Raw genomic sequence first — 24,344 nt, 5'->3', positions numbered from 1 at the left:
CTTTGGGGGGGAAGAGAAGCGAAGGGGTGCCTGCTCCGAGGGGGGGAAGAAAAGAAGAAAAAAAACAAGACAACCCCCCACCCAGCCTCCTGCGCCCCCCCCCTGCCGTCGTACGGGGGTGGCCGCGCCTCAGCGGCCGGTGGAATTCCTCACCAGGTGAGCAGCACCAGTTCGTTCTGCGGAGCGGCGGCCTCCTGCGCGGACTGCGCGGGCGCCTCGTGCCTGCTCTGGCGGCGGCGTGCGGGCGCGCGGTGGTCCACCCGCCCCTGCTTCACCGGCCGCGGTTCCGGTGCCAGCGCCCACAGTTCGTCCATCAGGCCACGTACCACCTCACGGTTGAGCGTGTAGAAGTAGTTGCGGCCCTCCTTGCGCGTCTCGATCAGCCCGGCCTGGCCGAGGATCTTCGTGTGGTAGGAGATGGTCGGCTTGGAGATGGGCAGCGTGGACTCCAGCACCGCGCACGGCAGCTCTTCGACCTCGGCCATCTGGCGGATGATGTCCCACCGGATCGGGTCGCTCAGCGCCTTCATGACATCCGACACCGTCACGCTCGGATTCGCGATCTGCCTCATCGTGTTCCCTTCGAGGCCGACAGTAGTCTCACAACCATCAATATACTCCGAGCCTAGAGGAACGTCGTGGGACGGAGGTTTCCCATGGGTTAACGTCCCTCGAAGTGCGGCGCCCGGCGCTGGCGGCGGGCCTGGATGCCCTCGTGCAGGTCGTCGGTGGCCATCGTCACCGGCTGGGCGAGCGCCTCCCACCGCAAGGACGCCTCCAGGCCGTGCACGGACTGCTCGAGGCCGGCCTTGGTGAGCCGGGTCGCGATCGGGGCCGCCTGCGCGATCCGGTCGGCCACCTCCAGGCTGTGCGCCAGGACGTCGTCCACGACATCGCTGACCAGGCCCCAGTGCAGCGCCTCCTCGGCGTCCACCGTCCGGCTCGTGTACAGCATCTCGCGGGCGCGGGCGATGCCGATCACCTCGGGCAGCAGATAGTTCACGCCCATCCCGCCGTGTGTGCCGAGCGAGATGAAGGGCGCGCTGAAGATCGCGTCCTGGCTTCCGTAGCGCAGATCGCAGGCGAGCGTCAGACACAGGCCGGCCCCGATCGCGGGTCCGTTGACGGCCGCGACGACCGGTACCGGCAAGCGGCGCACCATCAGCCAGGCGTCGTAGAACGGCACCATCTTGTCGCGGAGCCGGTCCGGGGTGTTGTGGTGCGCGCTGCCCTGGTCCAGGAAGGACAGATCGGCACCGGAACAAAAGGAGCTGCCCGTACCGGTGAGGACGACGGCGCGCACCGACTTGTCCCCGTGGATCTCCGCCATGACCTCACGCCACGTCTCGGTCATCTCCTCGGTCATGGCGTTGCGCACGTCCGGCAGATTGAGCGTCACCAGGCGAACTCCAAAGGAAGGTTCTTCGAGCAGAACCTCCTTGCGCGTCCGCTCCATCCGGTCTCCGATCGTCGGGCGCTCGTAGCGCGACTATACCCATGAACATACTGACATACTCTAAGTATCGAACTGTTTGCGCTGGTCGGCGACAACAACGTGTCCTCTTTACCAGTCGACGGGCACCCCACGCCGCCGCTGCCGCCAAACAGGCCCCACCGGTGTCCGGAACGCGGCGCGGCCCCGGACCCGCGACCGCGGTTGAGGCGGTGTGCGGGGCCGGGGCCGCGAGGGTGCCGGTGCGACGGCGGCTCGGATCAGGCCGCCGAATTGTTGCCGAGGTAGTCGTGGGCGATGTGCTCCGCCGCCCCGGCCGCGGCCCCGGACCACAGGACGCGCCCGCGACGCAGCACCAGCGCGTGATCGGCGAAGTCCAGCGCCTTCTCGACGTACTGCTCGACGATGACCATCGTCAGACCCGTCGAGCGGACCGCGGTCCACGCCTCGTAGATGGCGTCGATGACCAGCGGGGCCAGCCCGAGGCTGACCTCGTCGGCGACCAGCAGCCGCGGCTTGGTCATCAGCGCCCGTGCCACGGCCAGCATCTGCTGCTCGCCCCCGGACATCGTGGCGGCCTGCTGCCTCCTGCGCTTGCCGAGGATGGGGAAGAGCGCGTACAACTCCTCCTGCGCTCCCGCCCGTTCGGCCCGCGGCAGCAGGCGCAGCCCGAGCGCCACGTTCTCCGCGACGGTGAGGCCGGGGAAGATCCCCCGGCCCTCGGGGAGATAGGCCACGCGGTCACGGGCGATCCGGTGCGGCGGCCGGTTGACCAGATCCTCACCGCCGACCACGACCGAGCCCGCCGCCGGTCTGATCAGCCCCGCGAACACCTTGGCGATGCTGCTCTTGCCCGCGCCGTTGGGTCCGAGGACCGCCAGGCACTCGCCCTCGTCCAGGGCGAAGGAGACGCCGTCCACGGCGACCGCGCCGCCGTAGGTGATGGTCAGGTCCTGGACCGACACGAATCGTCCGGTCATGACGTCTCCTCCTTCAGCACGCCCAGATACGCTTCCCGCACCCGCCGGTCCCGGGTGACGGTCCCGGTGTCTCCCGAGGCGATCAGTTCGCCGAAGTCCAGGACGAACAGCCGCTCGCTGATCTCCAGGACCAGGTCCATGTCGTGTTCGACGAGCAGCACCGCGATCCCGCGGTCGGTCGCCAGCCGTGAGACGATCGCGGCGAACGCCTGCGTCTCGGTCCGGTTCAGGCCCGCGGAGGGCTCGTCCAGCAGCAGGATCCGCGGATCGGTCGCGATGCACTGCGCCACCTCGACCAGCCGCCGCAGTCCCAGCGGCAGTTCCATCGGTCCGCGGCGGCCGACCTCGGCCAGGCCCAGCTCTCCCAGCAGCAGGTCCGCCACCGCCAGCTCCTCCGCGTGGCTGCGGCGGTCGCTGCTGTTCCGGTCGGCGCCCGTGCGGTGCGCGGACCGCAGCCCGAGCAGGACGTGCTGGCGCACGTCCAGTTCCGGCACCAGCTGCGGCTGCTGGAAGGTCCGCGACAGCCGGGCTCGCGCGAAGCGCTGCGGCGCCGCGCCGGTCAGGTCCTGCCCGTCGACGTGGATCCGGCCGGCGTCGGTCCGCTGGAGTCCTGACGCGACCCCGAGCAGCGTCGTCTTGCCCGCTCCGTTCGGGCCGATCAGGCCCGAGACCTGGCCTCTGGGCACGTCGATCGTCACCCGGTCCAGGGCGCGGACACCGCCGAAGCGGACGGTGATATCGCGCAGCGACAGCGCGATGTCCTCGTCGGCCGTGCCGGGCGCGGGGGAGGTTGTGTCAGGTGCCGTCGTCATCACTGCACCCCTTCCGGTTCTGTGGACGTGGGCTGTTCGCCGCGTACGGGCCCGGTCGGCGGTACGGAGGCGTGCGCGGCGACGACCGGCAGCGGCGCGGGCGAGTATCTGATCGCCAGGGCCCGGAATCCCGAGCGGAGCTGCGGATTGACACCGATCGGGTTGGCGACCACGAGGATCGCCATCAGCCCGAACAGGACCGGCGGCAGGTCGCCGAGGCGCGTCGGCAGATACGTGGTGAACAGCGCCGGGGCGACCGACAGCGACAGCCCGGCCGCCGCCGCGCCGCCCATGCTCCACGAGCCCTGCGCCATGGCCAGGGCGAACCACGTCAGCCCGAGCGTGGCGCTGTACGCGCCGGGAAAGGCGACGAGCTGGAAGCTGCCGAGCAGCGACCCGCCGAGACCCGCGACCCCCGCACCCAGCGCGAACAGGGTCAGCCGCGAGCGGTAGATGGGCAGACCGAGCGTCGAGGCGCGGTTTCTGCTGGCCCTGATGGTGGCGAATTTCAGCCCGAATCCTGAGCGCCGCAGTTGCCACAGACCGAGGACGACCAGGAAGAAGACGACCACCGCGAACTGGAAGAAGGCCAGATTGGAGTCGAAGAGCCGGCCGAAGAGCACCGGCCGTCCCATCGTCACGCCCGAATCGAACTGCGAGAACGTCTCGCGGGTGAAGATGACCTGGTCGGCCAGGAGCGCGAAGGCGAAGGTGACGATCGCCGCGTAGAGCTGCCCGAGGGGAAGGGCGACGGCGCCGACGAGCGCGCCGCACGCCAGCGCGATCAGGGCGCCGACCAGCATGGAGGGGACCATGGGCCAGCCGTGCACGGTGGCGAGCTGAGCCGTGGCGACGGCGCCGATGCCCGCGAAGGTGATCTGGCAGATCCCGATGATGCCCGCTTCGCCGCTGACCAGCCGGAAGGACAGCAGCGCCACGGCGTAACACATGCCGAGGGTGACGACGCCGAGCCAGTAGTCGCTGAACACGTTCGGGACCGCGACGAGCACGACGACCAGCAGCGCGTAGCCGACCCAGCGGTCCCAGCGGCCCGCCTGCGAGCGCAGCAGGGCCAGCACCCGCGCCTGGTTCCGGTCCGCCCTGCTCACCAGGGAGGCGGCCTCGCCGGTCTGCGTGGCGTCGTCGACCCCCCGGTGCACGGCCGCCTGGACGACGATGGCCAGCACCATGATGACGAAGGGGAGGCTGGGGCGCAGCGACGTGGCGAGGAAGCCCTTGTCGGGCAGCCACGGGATCACGACGGACTGGGCCACACCGACGAACAGTGAGCCGAAGAACGCCCACCACAAGTTGGTGAGGCGGCCGATCACCACACCGGCGAATGAGGCGGCGACCGAGGTGGAGAAGCCGCCCGCGTTGAGGCCGACCTGAGGGGTGATCATGATTCCGGCCAGGCCCGCGACGGCCACGCCGACCATCCAGGTGCCCGCCACGACCAGGTGGGAGTTGGTCCCGGTCAGCGAGGTCATCAGCGGCGAGTCCACGGTGCCGCGGGTGATGAGACCCGCCGTCGTCCGCTTGAGCACCACGAAGGCCACCAGGGACAGGAACGCCGCGACTCCCAGGATGGTCAACTGCTCGTTGCTGATGGCGACTCCGCCGACGCTGAACACGCGTTCCGCCGTACCGGCGATGCCCTTCGGCTGGAACACCTGCTTGTTGCCGAAGATCAGGGTCGTCCCCGACGCGAGGGCGACCGACAGCCCGATGGTGGCGGCCATCCGCACCATCGGGGTGGCCGAGCTGAGCCGTCCCAGCAGGACGGCCCACAGGAACAGGCCCAGCAGGGGGGCGATGACGAGCAGGGAGACGGCCAGGGCCAGCACGGTCGGCATGCCCTGTTCGGTGCGCAGCCAGTAGAAGCAGTAGGCGATGAAGAAGGCCATGCCGCCCTGGGCGAAGTTGAACACACGTGAGGCGTTATAGGTCAGGACCAGGCCCAGGGACGAGATCGCGTAGATCGCGCCTGTGACAAGTCCGGCCACGAGATAACTGAACACAGCAACCTTCCGTGGTCTTCTGGGGGATCGATGTCCGGTCCGGACGCGGCCGTCGTGTGTCAGCCGCCGAACTTGAGCAGGTCACCGCAGGTGGCCTTGGCGTCGGGCACCCACTGTGTGCCCTTGAAGATCGCGTACCAGGAGCACGCGGAGTACGGCGTCCCGGTGGGGAGTTCGGCGGGCGTGAAGTTCGCGGGCCGCACCAGCAGGCCCGCGCCGTCGTAGTCGTTCACCTTGCGGAGGTTGTCGATGAAGGTGCTCCGCGACAGGCAGGCCCCCGCCTCCTTCAGACCGCGGATGAACAGGTCCGCGGAGACGTAACCGGCCGAGGCGAAGCCGATGTTCGGCGGGGTCTTGGGCGCGTACTTCGCCATCGTGGCGACGTATTTCTCGGTGTCCGCGCTGTGCAGCTCGGTGGGTTTGGTGCCGACCGGGCTGGCGATCGACCCCTGGAGGAGGTCGGCGATCTGGCTGGACACCTGCGGGTCGTAGACGCCCGCCACCAGGACCGCCTTGAGCTTGACGCCCTGGGCCTTGAGGGCCTTCAGGACGGACACGCCCGAGTCGGTGAGGAGCTGGGCGGACAGGCCGTCCACGCCGGCCTGCTTCATCTTGATGGCGACGGCGGTGGCGTCGAAGGCGCCGAGCGGGATGTCCCACTGCCGGACGCCGACCTTCAGGTCGGCCCGGGCGGCAGCCGCGTCGAAGCCCTTGGCGCTGTTGATGGCGCCGGCCGAATTGTGCGACAGATTCGCGACGTTGGTCGCGCCCGCCGCCTTCATCCGCTCCGCCTGGGCAGTGGAGACATAGCCGGTGCTGGACGCGCCGCCGAAGCCGAACGCGTTGTTGTCGGTCGCGTACGCGGGCTGCCCGGGGTAGCCGGTGACCGGCACGTTCTGCTGCTTGAGGTAGTCGTACATCGTGTCGACGCGCGACGCCGACAGCAGGCCGAAGACCTTCTGGGACTGGACGGCGTTGCGGGCCGCGATCACCTGCTGGGCGCCGTCGCCCTGGTCGTCGTCGGTCAGTACGGTGATCTTGCGGCCGTTGACGCCGCCCTGGTCGTTCTGTGCCTGGAAGCGGGCCTTGGCCGCTTCCAGGAAGCCGCCGAAGGTCGGCGCGGCGGGCCCGGTCTCCGGGGCGACGACGGCGAGTTTGATCTGCTTCGCCGTGACGCCGGGCGCCGAGCACCCACTGGACGAGGCGGACGAGGAGACCGCGCTGGTGCCGCATGCCGCCAGCGCGGGTGCCATCGACGCGAAGGCCGTCGCGACGACCAGGGCACGTCTGAGACGAGGGGTACGGGTCGGGGAGCGGAACGAGGGTGAGGGCATGGAACTCTCCTCCACGAATGGGTCAGGAGACTGCTGGGAGAGTGCTGCGCAGATACCGGCCGGCTGCCATTCAGAGGGGAAATGGTGTGGGGGAGAGCGCCGCCAACACTGCCGAAACCAGTACCGTAATGGGAACGGTATCGGCAATGTAGTGGGCTGGATCACACCTGTCAACGGCTCATTTCATCCGTGTTTCACGGTCCGTTCACGGGCCCGGTCAACGGGGGTGACGCATGCGACCGGGGGGTTCGGCGGAAAGTATTGACGGGTGAACGGTAACCATTACGGTATAGCCATCCAGAGTGGCGGCCCCCGCCGGACCGCACCAGGGCACCAGCCAGGAGGACACATGGCACTGGCCATCACCGACGATCACCGCGCCCTGGCCGAGGTGGTGCGCTCCTTCGCCGCCGCGCAGGATCTGCGGGCGGCCTCCCGCGCCGCGCTCCACCAACCGCCGGCCGTCCTGCCCGGCTCCTGGAAGAAGCTCGCCGATCTGGGCTGGCTCGGACTCCACATCCCCGACGCCCATGGCGGATCGGGTTACGGCCTGCCGGAGTTGGCCGTCGTCGCCGACGAGCTCGGCCACGCGATGTCGCCCGGCCCCTTCCTGGCTTCCGCCGCCGCCGCGGCGATCTTGTCCGCGCACGGAACGGCGGCCCAGCAGGACCGCTATCTCGCGGACATCGTCGACGGCTCACTGATCGTCGGACTCTGCCTGACGCCGGGTCCGGTCCGGGGGACCGACGCCGACGCCGACAGCGGCGAATCCGGTACGGGCGAGCCTCCCGCCGTGGTGCTCGCGGGCCGCTGGGCGCATCTGCTCATGCTGCGTGTCGGCGACGACATCGTCCTGGTGGACGCCGACGACCCCGCGGTCCGCCTCGAACCGGTCGGCGGCCTCGACCCGTCGCTCGGCCTGGCCACCCTCTCGCTGAACGGAGCGGTCGAGACGGCTGACAACATCCTGGCCCACGCCGCTCCGGCCGGGTTGGCGACCCTGCGCGCCCTGGCGGCGGCCGAGGCCGCGGGCGGCGCCCGCGCGTGCCTGGACACCGCCCTGGACTACGCGAAGGTGCGCGAGCAGTTCGGCCGTACGATCGGCGGCTTCCAGGCGGTCAAGCACCACCTGGCGAACATGCTCGTCCGCTGCGAACTCGCCACGGCCGTGAGCTGGGACGCCGCGCGGTCCTCCGACGGTGCGACGGCGGACGGCGCAGCCGCGGCCGCTGCCGCAGGACTGGCCCTTCGCGCCTACCAGGAAAACGCGCAGACGGCCGTGCAGATCCTCGGCGGCATCGGCTTCACCTGGGAGCACGACGCGCATCTGTACCTGCGGCGCGCGGTCGCCCTGCACCACCTCGTCCGCTCCCTGGGCAACGCGGACGACGACCTGTACGAGGCCAGCCGCGCCGGGGCGCGCCCGCGCTACGACATCGACCTGCCGGACGAGGCGGCGCGCTACCGGCGTGAAGCCGGGGAGTTCCTGGCCCGCTACCGCGCGACGCCGCCCGCCGACCGGCGGCGGCTGCTCGCCGAATCCGGCTATCTGGTGCCGCACTGGCCGCGCCCGTACGGCCGGGGCGCGGGTCCGGTCGAGCAGTTGGTCATCGACGACGAACTGGCCGAGGTCGACGCACCGGTCCTGGGCATCGGCGGCTGGGTGCTGCTCACCCTTCTGCAGACCGCCACACCGGAACAGGTGGCGCGCTGGATCCCGAGCGGCCTGGCCGGGGAACTGACCTGGTGTCAGCTCTTCAGCGAGCCGAACGCGGGCTCCGACGCCGCCTCCGTACAGACCAGAGCCGTCAAGGTGGACGGCGGATGGCGGGTCACCGGGCAGAAGGTCTGGACGAGCGGTGCCCAGTACAGCGACCGGGGCCTCGCGACCGTACGCACCGACCCGGCGGCGCCCAAGCACAAGGGCATCACCGCCATGGTCGTCGACATCCACGCGCCGGGCGTCGAGGTCAGGCCGCTGCGCGAGATCACCGGCGAGGCCCTGTTCAACGAGGTGTTCTTCGACGAGGTCTTCGTCCCGGACGCCGACGTGGTCGGCGAGGTCAACGGCGGCTGGAAGGTGGCCCGTACGACGCTCGGGAACGAGCGGGTGACCATCGGCGGCGGATCGGGGGAGCGACTGTCCGCCTATGCCCTGGTCGCGCTCGCCGAGCGGTACGCGCCGCCCGGTGACACCGAGCCGCGCCGCCGCGTCGCCCGGATGATCGCCGAGGAGCACGCCATGCGGCTGGTCAACCTCCGGCAGGTGGTCCGCGCGGTCGCCGACTCGGGGCCGGGGCCCGAAGGGAACGTGACGAAGCTGCTGTCCGCGGAGCACGCGCAGCGGGTGACCGAACTCGCCCTGGAGATCGCCGGTCCCGCGGCCCTGACCGGTCCCGCCGGGCAGCGGGACGACCTGGCCTTCGACTATCTGTTCAACCGCTGCCTGACCATCGCCGGCGGTACCTCGGAGATCACCCGCAATGTGATCGCCGAACGGATTCTCGGTCTGCCCCGTGACCCGCTCGTCCGCTGACGGTCCGCGGCCGTCAGGTCCCCTCGCGTGCGGCGGACTTGGCGGCCTTGCGGTCCGCGGCCAGCAGGCTGCGCAGCCCCCGGATGTTGTTCTCGAGGCCGAAGGCGAAGTCGTCGTCGCTCACCATGTACCACGAGTGCCGCTCGACCTCCCGTGACACCACCGGCATCAAGCTGGCCAGATGGGCCCGCGGATGCGGTGTGCCCGCCTCGTCCTGCGATCCCATTCTTCGCTCCACCATGAGGGAGCCACGGGTGTAGATCGACAGGGTGAAGTAGGCGTACGTCGCGGATTCCTCACTGAAACCGGCCTTGACCAGTACTTCGAGGATCTCTTCAATACGCGACCAGGTCAGCGTGATGGTGTCGTCCGAGTAGTTCGTCCCGCGCATGATGGTGAGGTCGCACAGGACATGGTCCCGGCGCAGGATCGAGCGGAAATTCGAGAAGAATGTACGCAGGACGTTGTCCCACGAACGGCCTTCGAGCGGTGACATCTGCGCGTAGAACCTCGTGAAGGCCTCCTCGGTGAGGGCGTCCATAAGGTCTTCTTTGCTCTTGAAGTACCAGTAGATACTGGTCACGCCGACGCTGAGGTGCTGCGCGAGCCTCGGCATGCTCAGCGCGTCCACGCCGTCGGCCTCGCACAGCGCGAAAGCCCCTTTGAGGATTTCCTCCGAGGTGATGGACCCACGAGCTCGCCTGCGGCGCTGAGCTGCGGGGCGATTCGTCTGGGTAGCCATGCATGGCTCCGTTCTGCGGCCGTTACGGTATGGCTATCGATGCTACCGCAGACGGCACTCCCGGGCGTGCGCGGACGCGACGGCTTCGGGCCCCTCGCAGCCCTCTCATGCCCGGTCGCGACCTCCGATATCGGACGCCCGCCGGAAAGCCGTGTCCGGCCTCCGGCGGGAATCCCCGCGCGTTTTTCCGTTACACCGATTCAGGCGATCACACCGTCGGCGCGGTAGCGCGCGATTGCGGCGTCGTCGTAACCCGCTGCGGCCAGCACGTCAGCGGTGTGTTCACCGAATTCCGGCGCTCGTTCCGGCCGGTCGGCGACCTCGTCGAACATCACCGGCGGAGTCACCAGCGCGAGGCCGCCACCCGGGTAGTCGACCTCCGCGATGAGCCCGTTCGCCACCACTTGCGGGTCGTCGTGCATTTCGCGGGGCGTCTGCACCGGTGCCCACACCCCGCGCAGGGTGAGCAGGACCGCGTTCCACTCCTGGAAGGTCCGGCCCGCGAAGACCCCGTCGAGGACGGCGACGAGTTCCGCGCTGTTGCGTGCCCGTTCGGCCGAGGTCGCGAAGCGCGGATCATCGGCGAGATCGGGCCTGCCGGTGTGCGCGCAGAAGTCGGTCCACTCGACCTGACGGTCGCCCAGCAGCGACAGGGACAGGAAACGGCCGTCCGAGGTCGCGTAGGTGTTGCTCGCCCAGTGAATGTCCGCCCGCTCGGGCCGTGAGCTGAAGAACTGCTCGGCGGGCGGGAATTTGCTGCTGATGATCGCGGGGCCGTTGAACCAGAGCGCCGAACCCAGGAGCGAGGAGTCCACCACGGTGGCCACGCCGGTGCGCTCGCGTTGCAGCAGCGCGGTCGAGATACCGCCCGCGAGCACCAGGCCCGACATCCCGTCGCCGTGCCCCACCATGCCGGTGGGCCGGTCCACGCCCGCCACGCCCATCGTCGTGGCCGCCAGCGAGCCGCGGCCCCACCACGTGGCGCCGTCGTACCCGCCGCGGCCGGACTCCGGGCCCAGCGGGCCGTTGCCGGTGCCCTTGGCGTAGATGACGCGGGGGTTGACGGCCCGGATCTGGTCGACGTCGAAGCCGAGCTTGCGCCGGGTGGCGGGCAGGAAGCTGGTCAGGAAGACGTCCGCGTCCTCCGCCAGCCGCAGCAGTATGGCGCGGCCCTCCGGGTCGGCGAGATTCAGCGCGATGGCGCGCTTGCCGCGGTTGTAGTGCTTGAACATCCAGTGGGCACCGCCCGGTTCGAGTGAACCTCCGGAGAACAGGCGCATCGGGTCGGGCGAGGAGGGGTTCTCGATGTGGATGACATCGGCCCCCCAGCCCGCCAGGATCGCGCCCGCGGACGGGCAGAACGCCCACATGGTCAGGTCCAGGACACGCATTCCGGCGAGTGGCTTCACACGGGTCTCCGATCGGGGAGCCGCAGGCTGAACGCGGCGGTCAGTACGGGATGTTGAGGGTGAACTCGACGTCGGCCAGGCGCGCGGCCTCCTTGCGCAACTCCTCCACCGACCAGCGGTGATCGGTGCTGACGGAGTCGACGATCGCCCACGGCTGGAAGAGGTGGACCGAGCCGCCGTGCACGAAGAAGGTGCGGCCCGCCAACGGGCAGTCGGCGGTGGCCAGATAGGCGACGAAGGGCGCGATGTTGGCGGGGTCGTCCGCGTCGAAGGCGTCCTCAGCGGCCCGCTCCTCGTACCGTTCCCGCGCGCCGGGGACCGTCATCGTCAGCCGGGTGCGGGCGGCGGGCGCCACGGCGTTGCACCGTACGCCGTACCGCTCCAACTCGGCCTGGGCGATGGTGGTGAAACTGGCGATGCCGCTCTTGGCGGCGCCGTAGTTCGCCTGTCCCGCGTTGCCGAACAGACCTGACGTGGACGAGGTGTTGACCAGCGACGCGGCGCGCTGTCTGCCGGCCTTGGACTCGGCGCGCCAATAGCGGGCCGCGGCCCGGCTGCTGAGGAAGTGGCCGCGCAGATGGACGCGCATGACCGTGTCCCAGTCCTCCTCCGACATGTTGACCAGCATCCGGTCACGCAGGATTCCCGCGTTGTTGACCAGGATGTCCAGCCCGCCGAAGGCGTCGACCGCCGTCTCGACGAGCCGTTGGGCACCCTCCGCCTCGGCGACGTCGTCGGTGCTGGCCACCGCCTGGCCGCCCGCCGCCGTGATCTCGTCGACGACCTGCTGGGCCGGACCGTTGTCGGCTCCCTGTCCGTCACCCGCCCCGCCGAGGTCGTTGACGACGACGCGGGCGCCCTCGGCCGCCATCAGCAGCGCCTCCTCGCGGCCGATGCCGCGGCCGGCCCCCGTGATGACGGCCACTCGTCCCTTGAGCGCGTCCATGGTGATCGTGATCCCTCCGTTCGGCGCAGTGCCCTCGCACCGCGTGGGTGACATCGCGCCGCGCGGACCGCGTCCGCCGTGTGGCGCGTACGGGCCGCCGTCAGCGCGTGAGGACCATCGCGCCGCACTGCGGACCGTGGGCGTTGGCGACCACGGCGACCGAGGCGTCGGGAACCTGCCGGTCGCCCGCGTCGCCGCGCAACTGCTCGACCGCTTCGTTGAGGAAGGCCAGGCCGTGCAGACGGCCCGCGGCGAGCTGCCCGCCGTTGGTGTTCAGCGGCAGGTCGCCGCCGGGCCCGATCCGCTTGCCCGAGTCGACCCACGCGCCGAACTCGCCGATCCCGCAGAAGCCCAGGGCCTCGATCCAGGACATGGTGATGTGAGTGAACCCGTCGTACAGCTCGGCCACGTCGACATCGGCGGCCGTCACCGACGAGTTCTCCCACAGGTGCCGGGCGCAGCCGATGGTGCCGCCGAAGACGAAGTCGTCGGTGAAGGTCCAGTCCGGGCGTGAACCGGTACCGAAGGCCACCGCGTCGACGGTCACCGGGACGCCCGACAGGTCACGCGCGCGCTCCGCGGTGGTGATGACCGTGGCGCACACCCCGGTCACCGGGTAGTCGCAGTCGTACAGCCGCAGCGGCTCCGCGACGAAGCGGGAGGAGAGGTAGTCCTCCATCGTCAGCGACGTCCTGAGCACCGCCCGCTCGTTCATCGCCGCCCACTTGCGGGCGTTGACGGCGATCCAGCCGTAGTCCTCCTCGCTGCCGCCGTACTCCGCAAGCCTGCGGTACTTCTTCATGCCGATGGCGGGAATGATCCCGCCGAAGTCGCCGTAGGGCGTCTGGAATTGGGCGGGACCGCTGGCCGGGGGCGCCACGACCGTCCCGGACTGCTGGCCCCACTCGCGGTCCACCGACCGGTAGACCAGCGCCGTCTCGCAGACGCCGGACTCGACGGCCGCGACCGCGCCGAGGGCCGCCGCGAGACCGGAAGGGCCGGTGCCGCCGATGTCGGCGTACGCCTTGAGATCCTCGATGCCCAGCAGGCGCTGCATCGACGTCGCGTTCTGCGTGCCGACGCCGGGGTACTCGAAGATCGCGTCGACCTGGGAGGTGGCGAGTCCCGCGTCGTCCAGCGCCGTCAGACACGCGTCCACGGCCAGCGGCCGGGTGTCCACGCCGAGCGCGCGGTGCACGGTGGAGTAGCCGATCCCCACCACGGTCGCGGTGCGTTCCGTGCGTACGGCGCTCACGCCTGTTCTCCTCGGATCGGCCGGAATTGCGGGATCGCGCCGTCGCCGCGCCGTTCGAAGGTGACTTCGAGCGGCTGGCCGGGGCGCAGGTCGTCCGGGTCGCTGTCGACGATGTTGGTCAGCAGCCGTACGCCGGGCGCGTCGTCCAGGTCGACCAGCGCGATCGTGTAGGGGATCGCGTCGGTGAAGTCCGGGTGGAACGCCTGCCGCAGGATCGTCCTGGCGTAGAGGGACCCGCGCCCGCTGACCCTGGTCGGCGTCAAGTCGCGGGCCTGGCAGCCCTCGCAGACTGCCGTCGGCGGGTACTGGAACCGGTGGCAGCGGTCGCAGCGCTGGATGAGCAGTTCGCCGCGTGCGGCGCCCTCCCAATGGAAGGCGCTGAACTGATCGGGGATCGGGACGGGTTTGCCCATGAGTGACTCCGCTCGGGATCGGGCCGTGGCTCCGCACGCGACCGCGGCGGTGACAGGCGTCGCGATCCTGCGGCGCCCGGGGCCCGTGAAGGCGTTATCGACGTCAACACGGTACTGCTTACGGTAAAAAAGTCTATAGGTCGTGAGCAGGGAAGAACGCGGGTTCCTGACTCTCCCCGTCGGCGGCGTCCCGGACGTAGGATCGGCGCCATGCTGCTGCAAGGCCGGTGCTTCACCGTCGCCGACCGGAGCAGGGCCGCCGACTGGGCGGCGCATCTGCTGCGGCTCCTCGGCGCGTGTGCGGCGGGCTCAAGCGGCTCGCCGCAACCGCGGCCGGCCGCCGGGACCGGCGGCATCCATGTGGCCGGTCACCGGGGAGACCGCGAGGGCGGTCTCCGGGAAGCCGCCCAGGAAGGACGCTCCGAGCCCTCCGTCGCCGCGCGCTGGGCGGCTTCCGGACTGCTCGGGCTGGCCGGCGCCGAGCGGCCCCCCGCTTCATTGGTGTCGTCGGTCGACGTGGTCACGGCGGCCGACGGCGCCGCCGCGGCTCTCACCGCGCTGGCTGCGGCGCGCGGCCACCGGCTACGGCTGGACGGGGCGGCGCTGCTGGGGGAACGGGCCGCCGCGGCGGGCCTGCGCGCTCGGCGCGGGGCATCGGCCGGTGGCAGTACGCGCATGCTGCGGTGCGCCGACGGCTGGGCGGCGCTCGGCCTGCGGCGGGACGAGGACCGGGAGCTGATTCCGGCCCTCATCGGCAGGGACGGAGCCGGCGGGTGGAACGACATCGCCGCGTGGGCGGCCTCCGAGCCCACGCGGGCCCTGGTCCAACGCGCCCAACTCCTCGGCCTGTCCGCCGCCGAGGTGCTCGACCCGGAGCGGATGACCGCGCGGCTGGGTGCCCCCTGGACGATCACCGAGGCCGGGCGGCTGCCGGACACCCCCACCCCGCTCGTCGTCGACCTGTCCGCCCTCTGGGCGGGCCCGCTCGCCGCGAGCCTGCTCCTGCGGGCCGGGGCGCGGGTCGTCAAGGTCGAGACCCCATGGCGGCCCGACGGGGCGCGCAGCGGTCCCGCCGCCTTCTACGACCTGCTCAACGCGGGCAAGGCGAGCGTCGTCTGCGCACCGGGCGAGCCGCTGCTGGCCGCGCTCCTGGAACGGGCCTGCGTCGTGATCACCTCCGCCAGGCCCCGCGCGCTGGAACAGCTCGGCTGGACCCCCCGCCGCGACCAGACCTGGCTGACCGTCACCGGCTACGGCTGGACCGGCCCGCGGCGCGACTGGGTGGCCTTCGGCGACGAGGCGGCGGTCGCCGCCGGAGTCCGTAGCGGCTCCCGCGAAGCACCCGAATTCTGCGCGGACGCCGTCGCCGACCCGCTCACCGGCCTGCACGCCGCGGTCGCCGCACTGGCCAGCCTGGCCTCGGGCGTGGCGGCCCACATCGACATCAGCCTCTTCCAGGTCGCCGCCCATCTCGCAGCGACCCTGGACGGCCCGTCGCCCGTAGTCCGCGGTCCCGTGCGCCCACCGCGGACGCGCCCCACGGTCGGCCACGCCGCCGCCCCGGGTGCGGACACCGCGCGCCTGGCGGCCGAACTGTGAGCGGCGCCGCCGCGACCAGCGGCGACTCGGCGGCCTCCCGGCTGGTGATCGACCACGTCGAGGTGGGCGGGCGGCCCGGCCGGAGCGTGGTGGCGGAAGCGGGCCGCATCACGGCCGTCCGTGAGACCGGCTGTCTCGCGCGGGCCGACCGGGTCGGCGCCACCGTGGTCGACGGGCGCGGCGGCGCCCTGTTGCGCGGGCTCAACGACCACCACCTGCATCTGTTCGCGACCGCCGCGGCGGCCGACGCCCTGTCGCTGGGACGGGACGCCGTACGTGACAGGGCCGCTTCGCGGCACGCGCTGCGGTCGGCCGCCGCGGCCGTGGCCCCCGGCGGCTGGGTCAGGGCGGTCGGCTACGACGAGGACGTCACCGGTGTGCTCACCGCGGCGGCGCTCGACCGGATGCTGGGCGACCTCGCGGACCGGGCCGTCCGCGTCCAGCACCGCAGCGGACACGCGTGGATCCTGAACTCCACGGCGATGCGGCTGCTGGACATCGCGCCCCCCGACGGCGTGCTGCTCGACGCCGACGACCTGCTCCGCGCGGTCCCCGGCACCGGGTTCCCCGATGTGTCGGGACTCAGCCGCCGCCTCGCCGGATACGGCGTCACCGGGATCAGTGACGCGGGTGTCCACAACGGTCCGGCCGAACTGGCCGCACTGCGCGGTGCCTCCCGCACCGGAGCGCTGCTCCAGCGCTGCCAAGTCCTGGGCGGACGAGGGCTGGACGCCATCGGGGAAGCGCTCGGCGCGGACGACGGACCGGCGCCCGGCCTCGTCACCGTGGGCCCCCGCAAGATCGTGCTGAAGGAGCACGACCTGCCCGCGCTGGACGATCTGGCCGCCGAGATCCGCTCGGCGGGGCCCCGGGCGGCCGCGGTGCACGCCGTGACGCTCGAAGCGCTGCTGCTGGCGGTGGCCGCACTGGCGGCCGCGGGGGGCCGCGGGCACCGGATCGAGCACGGCTCTGTCGCGCCGCCGCCCGCCGTGGCCGCGGTCGCCGGAGCGGGGGCCGCGGTCGTGACCCAGCCCGGCTTCGTCGCCGCCCACGGCGACCGTTACGCGCGGACGGTGGACCCCGCCGACCTGCCGTGGCTGTACCGGCTGCGCGGCTGGCTCGACGCGGGGGTGCCGTTGGCCGCGGGCAGCGACGCGCCGTACGGACCGCTCGACCCCTGGGCGGCGATCCGGGCCGCGGTCCAGCGCCGTACGGAGGCCGGATCGCCCTTCGGCGCGGGCGAGGCGGTGGACCCCGAGACCGCCCTTGGACTGTTCACCTCGCCGCTGGACCGCCCCGGGTCGGCGACCGGCGGCGCGCCCGCGGTCGGCGACCGCGCGGACCTCTGCCTGCTCGGCGCGCCATGGGCGTCCGCGCGCCGGGAACTGACCGCCGACCTGGTCACGGCCACCTTCGTCGGCGGTGTGCCGGTGTGGACACGCTGACCGTCAGGGACCGCGTGGCGACGGCCGTTGGACGCGACGGGCCGTTTCGGCGCGGAAAGAATCTTGTTGCGGCCTGATGACAATTGCCTCGGTAGTACCTACGGTAAGCACTACCGCAGGGCTTCCTATATGCGCTGCCGCTCGCAGGATCGATCTTTCGGAGGAGCCCAAATGCTTCCCAAGGACGCACAGATCATCTCGGTCGACGACCACGTCATAGAGCACCCCCGGGTCTGGCTCGACCGGCTCCCGGCCAAGTACGCGGACGTCGCGCCCCGCATCAGCAAACTCCCGGACGGCAACGACGTCTGGATCTACGAGGGGCAGGTCGCGGGCAACTTCGCGCTCAACGCCGTGGCGGGCAAGAGCCCCAAGGACTACGGCATGGATCCGCGGAGCTACGACGACATGCTGCCCGGCTGTCACGACCTCCGGGAACGGATCAAGGACATGGACACCGAAGGTGTCTGGGCCCAGCTCTGTTTTCCGAACATGGGCGGCTTCGCGGGCAGCGTCTTCGCGAAGTCCAAGGACATGGCCCTGGCCACCGAGTGCGTCAGGGCGTACAACGACTTCATTCTCGACGAGTGGTGCGCCGGTGCGCCCGAGCGGCAGATCCCGCTCATGATGACGCCGTACTGGGACGTCGAGGCGACGGTCGCGGAGATCGGGCGGACAGCGGCCAAGGGCGCCAGGTCCATCACCTTCCCCGAACTGCCCGACCGGCTGGGGCTGCCGTCCTGGCACAGCGACCACTGGGACCCGGTGCTGGCCGCGGCCTCCGAGGCCGGCATCCCGCTCTCGCTGCACTTCGGCTCCGGCGGCTCGCCGCAGTCGTCGCCCGAGGCGGCGACGACCAACTTCACCGTCGCCATCTCACTGTTCGGTCTGAACTCGATGAGCGCGACGGCCGAGTTGCTGCTGTCACCGGTGTTCCACAAGTTCCCCGACCTGAAGGTCGCGCTGTCCGAGGGCGGCATCGGCTGGATGCCGTACATGATCGAACGGATCGACTACGTCTGGGAGCGACACCGCTGGTACAACCAGGTCAACCGCGAGGTGCGCCCGTCGGAACTCTTCCGCGACCACCTGTTCGGCTGCTTCATCTCCGACCACGCGGGCATCCACGGCCGTCACCTCATCGGCGTCGACAACATCATGTTCGAGAGCGACTACCCGCACTCCGACAGTCAATGGCCGCACACCCGCAAGGTGTTGGAGGACGCGCTGGCCGAGGTCCCCGACGAGGAGGCGCACAAGATGGTGGAGTGGAACGCGCGCAAGCTCTACAACTTCCCGCGCGCCACGCCCGCCGGAGCCTGACCGAACGACCCCGGGCGTCCCCGCCGTGCCGCATCGGCCGGCGGGGCGGCCCGGAACATCGTCAGCGACGCCATGAGGCGCCGCAGGGAGAAGGCACCATGACAGCCATCGACTTCGGGCTGCTGCTCATCCGCCTGGTGCTCGGGGCGACGATGCTGGCGCACGCCTGGAACCACCTGCTCGGCGGCGGCCGGATCCAGGGCACGGCGGGCTGGTTCGAGGGCCTCGGTCTGCGGCCGGGGCGCGTGCACGCCTGGTCCAGCGTGGCCGCGGAGACGGCGGCCGGATGCGGCCTGATCCTCGGCCTGTTCACCCCGCTGGCCTGCGCCGCCGCGGTCGGCACGATGACGGTCGCCGGGGTCGTCGCCCACCGCCGGAACGGCTTCTTCGTCTTCCGCGACGGATACGAGTACGTCCTGATGATCGCCGTCGTCGCGGCGGCCGTCGCGCTGACCGGTCCCGGAAGGATCTCCCTGGACCACGCCATGGACCTCGTCCTTCGCGGCGGCCTCGGCCTGGCGGTCGCCGTGGGCGGCGGCCTGGGCGGTACGGCGCTGCTGCTCGCCACGAGCTGGCGCCCGCGGGCCGACGAGGCGTCGGCGAAGCAGCCGTCGGTGCAGGAGCGTGCGGCCGAGGCCGCCGAGCCGTCCACGGCCGAACTCTGAGGAGAAGTCGTGTGGGTGACGGTCCGACAGATCGCCGACGACCTTCTCGAAGAGACCGGGGCCGTCGGTCTGGAGGACACCGGTGACATACGGCATCCGCTGACGGCCGTGGACCTCGACGCCCCGGCGGGGACGACGGAGCGGGCGGCGGCCGTGGCGGCCGACCGGATCGCCCGGGCGGCGGGTGTGGTCGTGGGCGTGACCCGGCGGCCGGCCGAGGTACCGGCCGCCTTGCTCGACGCCCTCACCTTGACACTCGCGCCACTGGACGGCCCGGTTGCCGACCGCAGGGTGGTCGGCTCTTCGGACGTGGAGGGCGATCTCGCGCTGCTCGCGGCGGCTGTCGACCGTTGTCCGGCCTCGACCGCCGTCCTGCGCCAGGTCCTTCGGGCGGGCGCCGGGCTCCCGGTCCACGACGCGCTCGCGCTGGAGTCCTTCGCGTACTCCACGCTGCTCGGCGGTCCGGAGTTCGCCGCCTGGCTCGACGGTCGCGGGCCGCGCGGCGCGCCCGTACCGCCGCGGGACTGCGTGACGGTCGAGCGCGCCGGTGACCGCCTGTTGATCACGCTCAATCATCCGGGCCGACGCAACGCGTACTCCGCCGCGACCAGGGACGCCCTGGTGGCGGCGCTCGGCGTCGCGGTCGCCGACCCCGCGCTGCGGGTCGAACTGCGCGGCAGCGGGCCGGTGTTCAGCAGCGGGGGAGACCTCGCCGAATTCGGCACCGCCCCCGACCCGGCCCGCGCGCACCTGGTGAGAACGGGCCAGTCCGCCGCCGCGCTGCTCGCCCGGCTGTCCGCCCGGACGCAGGTCCACCTGCACGGCCACTGCGTCGGCGCGGGCATCGAACTGCCCTCTTTCGCCGGACGCGTGACGGCAGCCCCCGACACGGTCGTCCGGCTGCCCGAGATCGCGATGGGCCTCATTCCGGGCGCGGGCGGCACGGTCGGGCTGTCCCGGCGCGCGGGCCGCTGGCGCACCGCGTGGCTCGCCCTGTCGGGATCGCCGCTCGACGCGTGGACCGCGCTCGCCTGGGGTCTGGTGGACGAGGTGACAGCGGGCTGACGATCGCCTGCGGCCCAGCCCTCCGGCATCGTGAGTCGAGGCGTCGTGGGCGTCGGCGCCGCAGGCGGCGTGAGGTTGACTACCCACGCCGCGCGGCCGTTGCCGCTACCGCTTTCGCTGGGCCCACTCCAGCCGCAGCCCGTGCGTGCTCGCCGGGTCGGTCCAGGCACGACGGCCCTCGCGGTCCAGGACCCCCAGATTCTCCCGCTCCAGCGTCGGCAGGGTGGCGTCGAGGTCGTCGACCGTCAGGCATATCGAGTGCAGCCGCTCGCCGTGGGCGTCGAGCGCGGCGGCGTAGCGGCTGCGCGGGTCCCGCGGTGCGACCAGGCGGATGACGACGTCACCTATGCGCAGATCGACGGTGGTCTCCTGGTCCGGGTCGCCCGCGGGACCGCCGCGATCAGGGACGCGAGGTGATCGGCGGCCTCGCGCGCGTCGCGTACCGTCACCGTCAGCCAGCCGACGGCGGCGACGTCCACCAACGGCCGCGGGATCCCGGGCAGGGCGCCGCCGTCGCGTGGGTCGTCGGGCGGGCGCCCAGGACGTTCCCGAGTCAGCCGTCCAGGTGCGCGTCCGCGTCGCAGGCGATGGCGAGCCGGTGGAAGTAGCCGGGTGCGACGGCGAGTTCAGTCATCGGCGGCGCTCCCCGAGACGTCCCGGTCGTCCCCCGCCGTCCCAGCCGTCTGCGCCGTCCTCGTCGCCGAGGGGCCGCAGCGCGTACCACGCGTCGACGTCCGCGCCCCGGTTGACGACCAGCCCCCGGTGCTGGAGATGGAGCAGATGGGCGTACGCCTCGCCGATCGCCGAGCGGCGGATGATGCCGAGCGTCTGCGACCACGGGCGGCTCCAGGTCAGCCGCTGCGCGACCGCGACCGTACTGGCCCCCGCCTCCACGTCGAGCGCGCGCAGCACCTCGCGCAGGCGTGCCTCGTGGTGGAGCCGGAGCTGTCGCACGCGTTCGTGGAGACCGGCGAAGCGGTACTCGTGCGCCGGCAGCACCTCCTGGACGTCGAAAGCGGTGAGGAGTTCGAGCGAGTCCAGGTACTCGCCGAGCGTGTCGCTGTGCACCGAGGGCGACGGGCTGATGTTCGGCGTGATCCGCGGCAGTACGTGATCCCCCGTCAGCAGCAGGTCCCGGTCGCCGTCGTGGAAGCAGAGATGGCCGGGGGTGTGGCCGGGCGTCCACACTGCCGTCAGATCGAGACCGTCGATGGGGCGCGACCGGTCCTCGATCAGCACGTCGGGCGCGGGCAGCCGCTCCGGCAGCAGGTCGTCGCGCGGCGTCGGCCCGGTGAGGTGCGGCTCGTCGTCGGGCCCGCCGCCGCGGCGCAGCAGCCAGGCGGAGTTGGCCCTGCGATAGCTGCCCGGGTCCGCGTACGTACCGGTCAACCGGGCGTCGGCCTCGTGCATGCCGATCCACGCGCCGGACGCCTCGCGGAGCCTGCGGGCCAGCCCGAAGTGGTCGGCGTGGCCATGGGTGATGAGGATCGCCCGCACGTCCTTCACGTCCCAGCCCGTCCGCCGGAGCCCGGACACCAGCCCGTCCCAGCCCAGTTCGGTCGGCCAGCCGGTGTCGACGACCGCCACGCCGCCGCGGATCTCGTAGACATAGGACAGGACATAGCGCAGCGGGTTGTCGGGGAACGGCGTGGGCACCGACCACAGACCGCGGCCGACCTGTTCGACCGGTGGCAGCACCCGGTCCTGCCACGCCTGATGCTGCAACTTCCCGGTGACGACGATCTCGGGCGGACCGGCGGACGGTGTCATACGCGGCTCCTCGCGGACGGCGGTGCGGGCGTGGCGGAACGCGGGGAAGGCCCCGAAGCGGGCATCCCGGCGGTCCGTTGACTTCGCTCCAGGTGGCTGTCACCATCTGGCGAGCATAATACCGTAACGCTTACGGTATGGCGCGCCGTTCGGTGACGCGCCATGACCGCACCTGCGACCCGGGCGGGGGAGATGACCACGACGCGACAGGCACCGTCCGACCGCATGCTCACACCCGGCTTCGTGGGGCTGCTCGCGGCGGCCATGTGCTTCTTCTTCGCCTTCGGGATGACCATCCCGATCCTTCCCCTCTTCGTCCGGGACCGCCTGCACGGCTCGGACCTGGTCGTGGGCGTCGTGATCGGCATCGTCGCCCTGTCGTCCGTCCTCATCCGGCCCTGGGTGGCCTCGCGCACCGCCACGTGGGGCTCCCCGCGTCTGGTCCTGATCGCGGGACTGATCGGCGCCGCGGCCTTCGCCTGCTACGGCATCGCGGGCGACAACGCGCAACTGTGCGGTCTGCGCCTGGTGACCGGCGCCGCGCAGGCGACACTCCTCGTCTCCGCCATCACCAAGGTGACCGCCGAGGCGCCCCCCGAGCGCCGCGGCGAGGCCATCAGCTACTTCTCGGTGGCCCCCTACCTCGGCATCGGACTCGGCCCGGTGCTCGGCCAGCCGCTCCATGAACACCTGGGCTTCCGGGCGACGTTCGCCATCGCCGGGCTGGTCGCGCTGGCCGGGGCGGTCCCGATCCTGTTCGTCCCGAACACCCGCGTGCCGGGCCCGTCCGCCGTCGCGCGCAGACGCCTCCTGCACAAGGCCGCCCTCTGGCCCGGCGCCGTCCTCTCGCTGGGGACGGTGGGTTCGGTCGCCATGAGTGCCTTCCTGCCGCTGTTCGTCGCCGACCTCGGGGCCGCGGGCAGCCAGTGGATCTTCCTGCTGTACGCGGCCGTCGTCCTGCTGGTGCGCGTCGTCGGCGGCCGGGTGCCCGACACCATGGGCCCGGCCAGGACCGGCTGGATCTCCACCGGGCTGATCACCCTGGGCATGGCCGGAATCGCCGCGACCCCCTCGGTCGTCGGGATCTATCTCAGCGTGATCCCGGTCGGCGTCGGCATCGCCCTCCAGTACCCGGGACTGCTCGCGCTGACCGTGAACCGTGTGCCGGAGGAGGAGCGGCCCAAGGCGGTTTCGACCTTCACGATGTTCTTCGACATCTCCACCGGACTCGGCGGTCTCCTCGTCGGCGGTGTCGTCGCCGTCGGCGGCAACCGCAGCGCCTTCGCGGCCTGCGCCGTCTGCTCGCTGCTCGCCCTGCTGTTCCTGCGCTTGTTCGTCCTGCCCCGGCCGGCCCGCCGGGGGCGGCGCACGCCCCCCGGGACCACCTCCCGGACCGGCGCGTGAGAGTGCCGGACACCCGGCGATCGAGGAGTGAGCACTCATGGACCTGTCCGTCACGCTCGACTACACCCAGGACGTCGTCGCCCGGCTCCCGGAGATCCGCGACCTGGAGGCCGCGGGCATCGACGCCCTGTGGGTGCAGGAGGGCTACAGCTTCGACGCGGTGTCGGCGATCGGATTCCTCGCCGCGCACACCACCCGGGTCAGGCTGGGAACCGCGATCCTCAACGTCTTCAGCCGCAGCCCCGCGCTGCTCGCGATGACCGCCGCGGGCTGCGACCACCTCAGCGGCGGCCGCTTCGCCCTCGGGCTCGGCGCCTCGGGACCGCAGGTGGTCGAGGGCTTCCACGGCGTCGAGTACCGCAAGCCGGTGGCCAGGATCCGCGAGACCATCGAGGTCTGCCGGACGGTGTGGCGACGCGAGCCGCTGACGTACCGGGGGAGCAGTGTGACGGTCCCGTTGCCTCCGGACCGGGGGACGGGACAGGGCAAGCCGCTCAAGCTCGTCAACCGCCCCGACCGGCCGGACATCCCGGTGTACTGGGCGGCCCTCGGTGATCGGTCGGTGGCGGGCGCGGCCGAGGCGGCCGATGGCTGGCTGCCGTTCTTCTTCGTGCCGGAACGCGCCGACCGCGCGTTCGGCGAGGCGCTGCGCGCGGGCACACGGCGGCGCGCCGCGGGACTCGGACCGCTCGACGTGGTCGCCTCGGTGGACGTCGCGATCGGCGAGAAGCTGGACGCCGAGGAACTGCTCCGCCCGGCCCGCGCGCACATCGCGCTCTACGTCGGCGGCATGGGTTCAAGAACCTCGAACTTCTACAACACCCTGGCCCGCCGCATGGGTTGGGAACAGGAGGCGGAGCGCGTTCAGCGCTCCTTCCTGGCGGGCGAGCGCGCGCGGGCCGCCGCCGCGGTGCCGACCGAGTGGCTGACACTCGGCAACCTCGTCGGCCCGCGGGGGTGGGTCGCCGAGCGCCTCGCGGCCTTCGCCGAGGCCGGGGTGACGACGCTGGACGTCAACGTCGTGGGCGGCGCGGGGCCGGTGGAGACCGTCGAGATCCTGCGCCGGCTGATGTGAACGTCGACCGACCGGCGGACCGTTGTCGACGTCAGGCTTCCCATGTAGCATACCGAAAGCAATTCGGTATCTCTGTCCATAAGGATCGAGAGGGCGC

The 24,344-nt window shown here is 71.6% G+C and carries 21 protein-coding genes; 8 read left to right on the top strand and 13 right to left on the bottom strand.

The features are described from left to right. Nucleotides 1–149: 149 nt before the first annotated feature. From ACZ37P_RS36730 to ACZ37P_RS36705, 6 genes are all read right to left on the bottom strand, one after another. Entirely contained in the window at nt 150–572 is a 423-nt protein-coding gene (locus ACZ37P_RS36730) for an ArsR/SmtB family transcription factor (protein ID WP_467350813.1), read from the bottom strand. A gap of 89 nt (nt 573–661) precedes the next feature. Then, nucleotides 662–1,399 carry an enoyl-CoA hydratase/isomerase family protein gene (locus ACZ37P_RS36725; RefSeq protein WP_467350811.1) on the bottom strand — a complete coding sequence of 246 codons (738 nt, stop codon included), beginning with the start codon at nt 1,397–1,399 and terminating at the stop codon, nt 662–664. Between the two features lie 314 nt (nt 1,400–1,713). Next, the gene (locus ACZ37P_RS36720) at nt 1,714–2,433 is read right to left on the bottom strand and encodes an ABC transporter ATP-binding protein (protein ID WP_467350809.1); all 720 of its coding nucleotides are present in this window, start codon (nt 2,431–2,433) and stop codon (nt 1,714–1,716) included. Next, the gene (locus ACZ37P_RS36715; protein ID WP_467350807.1) at nt 2,430–3,245 is read right to left on the bottom strand and encodes an ABC transporter ATP-binding protein; all 816 of its coding nucleotides are present in this window, start codon (nt 3,243–3,245) and stop codon (nt 2,430–2,432) included. Before ACZ37P_RS36715 ends, ACZ37P_RS36720 begins: the two co-directional genes overlap by 4 nt. Beyond that, nucleotides 3,245–5,251, bottom strand: coding sequence for an ABC transporter permease (locus tag ACZ37P_RS36710; RefSeq protein ID WP_467350805.1), 2,007 nt, complete (start codon nt 5,249–5,251; stop codon nt 3,245–3,247). The genes ACZ37P_RS36715 and ACZ37P_RS36710 overlap by 1 nt, the downstream gene beginning before the upstream one ends. 74 nt (nt 5,252–5,325) lie before the next feature. Continuing rightward, nucleotides 5,326–6,600 carry an ABC transporter substrate-binding protein gene (locus tag ACZ37P_RS36705; RefSeq protein WP_467350803.1) on the bottom strand — a complete coding sequence of 425 codons (1,275 nt, stop codon included), beginning with the start codon at nt 6,598–6,600 and terminating at the stop codon, nt 5,326–5,328. A 349-nt stretch (nt 6,601–6,949) separates the two neighbouring features. Here ACZ37P_RS36705 and ACZ37P_RS36700 point away from each other — a divergent pair, with 349 nt between their 5' ends. After that, nucleotides 6,950–9,136, top strand: coding sequence for an acyl-CoA dehydrogenase (locus tag ACZ37P_RS36700; protein WP_467350801.1), 2,187 nt, complete (start codon nt 6,950–6,952; stop codon nt 9,134–9,136). Between the two features lie 13 nt (nt 9,137–9,149). Here the strand turns inward: ACZ37P_RS36700 and ACZ37P_RS36695 are convergent, their stop codons facing one another. The 5 genes from ACZ37P_RS36695 to ACZ37P_RS36675 form a co-directional block, all read right to left on the bottom strand. After that, nucleotides 9,150–9,878 carry a TetR family transcriptional regulator gene (locus ACZ37P_RS36695; RefSeq protein WP_467350800.1) on the bottom strand — a complete coding sequence of 243 codons (729 nt, stop codon included), beginning with the start codon at nt 9,876–9,878 and terminating at the stop codon, nt 9,150–9,152. Nucleotides 9,879–10,078: 200 nt separating this feature from the next. Further along, nucleotides 10,079–11,269, bottom strand: a complete 1,191-nt coding sequence (locus ACZ37P_RS36690; RefSeq protein ID WP_467350798.1) for a CaiB/BaiF CoA transferase family protein — start codon at nt 11,267–11,269, stop codon at nt 10,079–10,081. Between the two features lie 58 nt (nt 11,270–11,327). Further along, on the bottom strand, nt 11,328–12,233 hold the full coding sequence (locus ACZ37P_RS36685) for an SDR family oxidoreductase (RefSeq protein ID WP_467350796.1): 906 nt from the start codon (nt 12,231–12,233) through the stop codon (nt 11,328–11,330). Nucleotides 12,234–12,333: 100 nt separating this feature from the next. Next, nucleotides 12,334–13,488, bottom strand: a complete 1,155-nt coding sequence (locus tag ACZ37P_RS36680) for a thiolase family protein (protein WP_467350795.1) — start codon at nt 13,486–13,488, stop codon at nt 12,334–12,336. After that, complete coding sequence (locus tag ACZ37P_RS36675) at nt 13,485–13,901, bottom strand: Zn-ribbon domain-containing OB-fold protein (RefSeq protein WP_467350793.1); 417 nt, start codon at nt 13,899–13,901, stop codon at nt 13,485–13,487. The genes ACZ37P_RS36680 and ACZ37P_RS36675 overlap by 4 nt, the downstream gene beginning before the upstream one ends. 210 nt (nt 13,902–14,111) lie before the next feature. On the opposite strand from ACZ37P_RS36675, the gene ACZ37P_RS36670 reads away from it, so the two are divergent. From ACZ37P_RS36670 to ACZ37P_RS36650, 5 genes are all read left to right on the top strand, one after another. Further along, nucleotides 14,112–15,500, top strand: a complete 1,389-nt coding sequence (locus ACZ37P_RS36670; RefSeq protein WP_467350791.1) for a CoA transferase — start codon at nt 14,112–14,114, stop codon at nt 15,498–15,500. Next, nucleotides 15,497–16,945, top strand: coding sequence for an amidohydrolase family protein (locus tag ACZ37P_RS36665; protein WP_467350789.1), 1,449 nt, complete (start codon nt 15,497–15,499; stop codon nt 16,943–16,945). Before ACZ37P_RS36670 ends, ACZ37P_RS36665 begins: the two co-directional genes overlap by 4 nt. 171 nt (nt 16,946–17,116) lie before the next feature. Beyond that, complete coding sequence (locus ACZ37P_RS36660; protein ID WP_467350787.1) at nt 17,117–18,268, top strand: amidohydrolase family protein; 1,152 nt, start codon at nt 17,117–17,119, stop codon at nt 18,266–18,268. Between the two features lie 98 nt (nt 18,269–18,366). Continuing rightward, complete coding sequence (locus ACZ37P_RS36655) at nt 18,367–18,933, top strand: DoxX family protein (protein ID WP_467350785.1); 567 nt, start codon at nt 18,367–18,369, stop codon at nt 18,931–18,933. A 15-nt stretch (nt 18,934–18,948) separates the two neighbouring features. Further along, nucleotides 18,949–19,998, top strand: coding sequence for an enoyl-CoA hydratase/isomerase family protein (locus ACZ37P_RS36650; protein WP_467350784.1), 1,050 nt, complete (start codon nt 18,949–18,951; stop codon nt 19,996–19,998). Between the two features lie 105 nt (nt 19,999–20,103). Here ACZ37P_RS36650 and ACZ37P_RS36645 read toward each other — a convergent pair whose 3' ends face one another. Together ACZ37P_RS36645 and ACZ37P_RS36640 are read right to left on the bottom strand one after the other, a co-directional pair. Beyond that, on the bottom strand, nt 20,104–20,346 hold the full coding sequence (locus tag ACZ37P_RS36645; RefSeq protein WP_467350815.1) for a VOC family protein: 243 nt from the start codon (nt 20,344–20,346) through the stop codon (nt 20,104–20,106). Between the two features lie 282 nt (nt 20,347–20,628). Then, nucleotides 20,629–21,768: an MBL fold metallo-hydrolase gene (locus ACZ37P_RS36640; protein ID WP_467350782.1), complete on the bottom strand. Its 1,140-nt coding sequence runs from the start codon at nt 21,766–21,768 to the stop codon at nt 20,629–20,631. Nucleotides 21,769–21,960: 192 nt separating this feature from the next. Between ACZ37P_RS36640 and ACZ37P_RS36635 the strand changes: the two genes are divergently transcribed. Together ACZ37P_RS36635 and ACZ37P_RS36630 are read left to right on the top strand one after the other, a co-directional pair. Further along, the gene (locus tag ACZ37P_RS36635) at nt 21,961–23,172 is read left to right on the top strand and encodes an MFS transporter (protein ID WP_467350780.1); all 1,212 of its coding nucleotides are present in this window, start codon (nt 21,961–21,963) and stop codon (nt 23,170–23,172) included. 37 nt (nt 23,173–23,209) lie between these two features. Then, complete coding sequence (locus ACZ37P_RS36630) at nt 23,210–24,247, top strand: LLM class F420-dependent oxidoreductase (RefSeq protein ID WP_467350778.1); 1,038 nt, start codon at nt 23,210–23,212, stop codon at nt 24,245–24,247. Nucleotides 24,248–24,344: the final 97 nt, after the last annotated feature.

It is taken from the genome of Streptomyces sp. NPDC024632, assembly GCF_055559175.1.
Note: the sequence above shows the minus strand (reverse complement) of the source record. Positions and strands in the feature narration are given on the sequence as shown.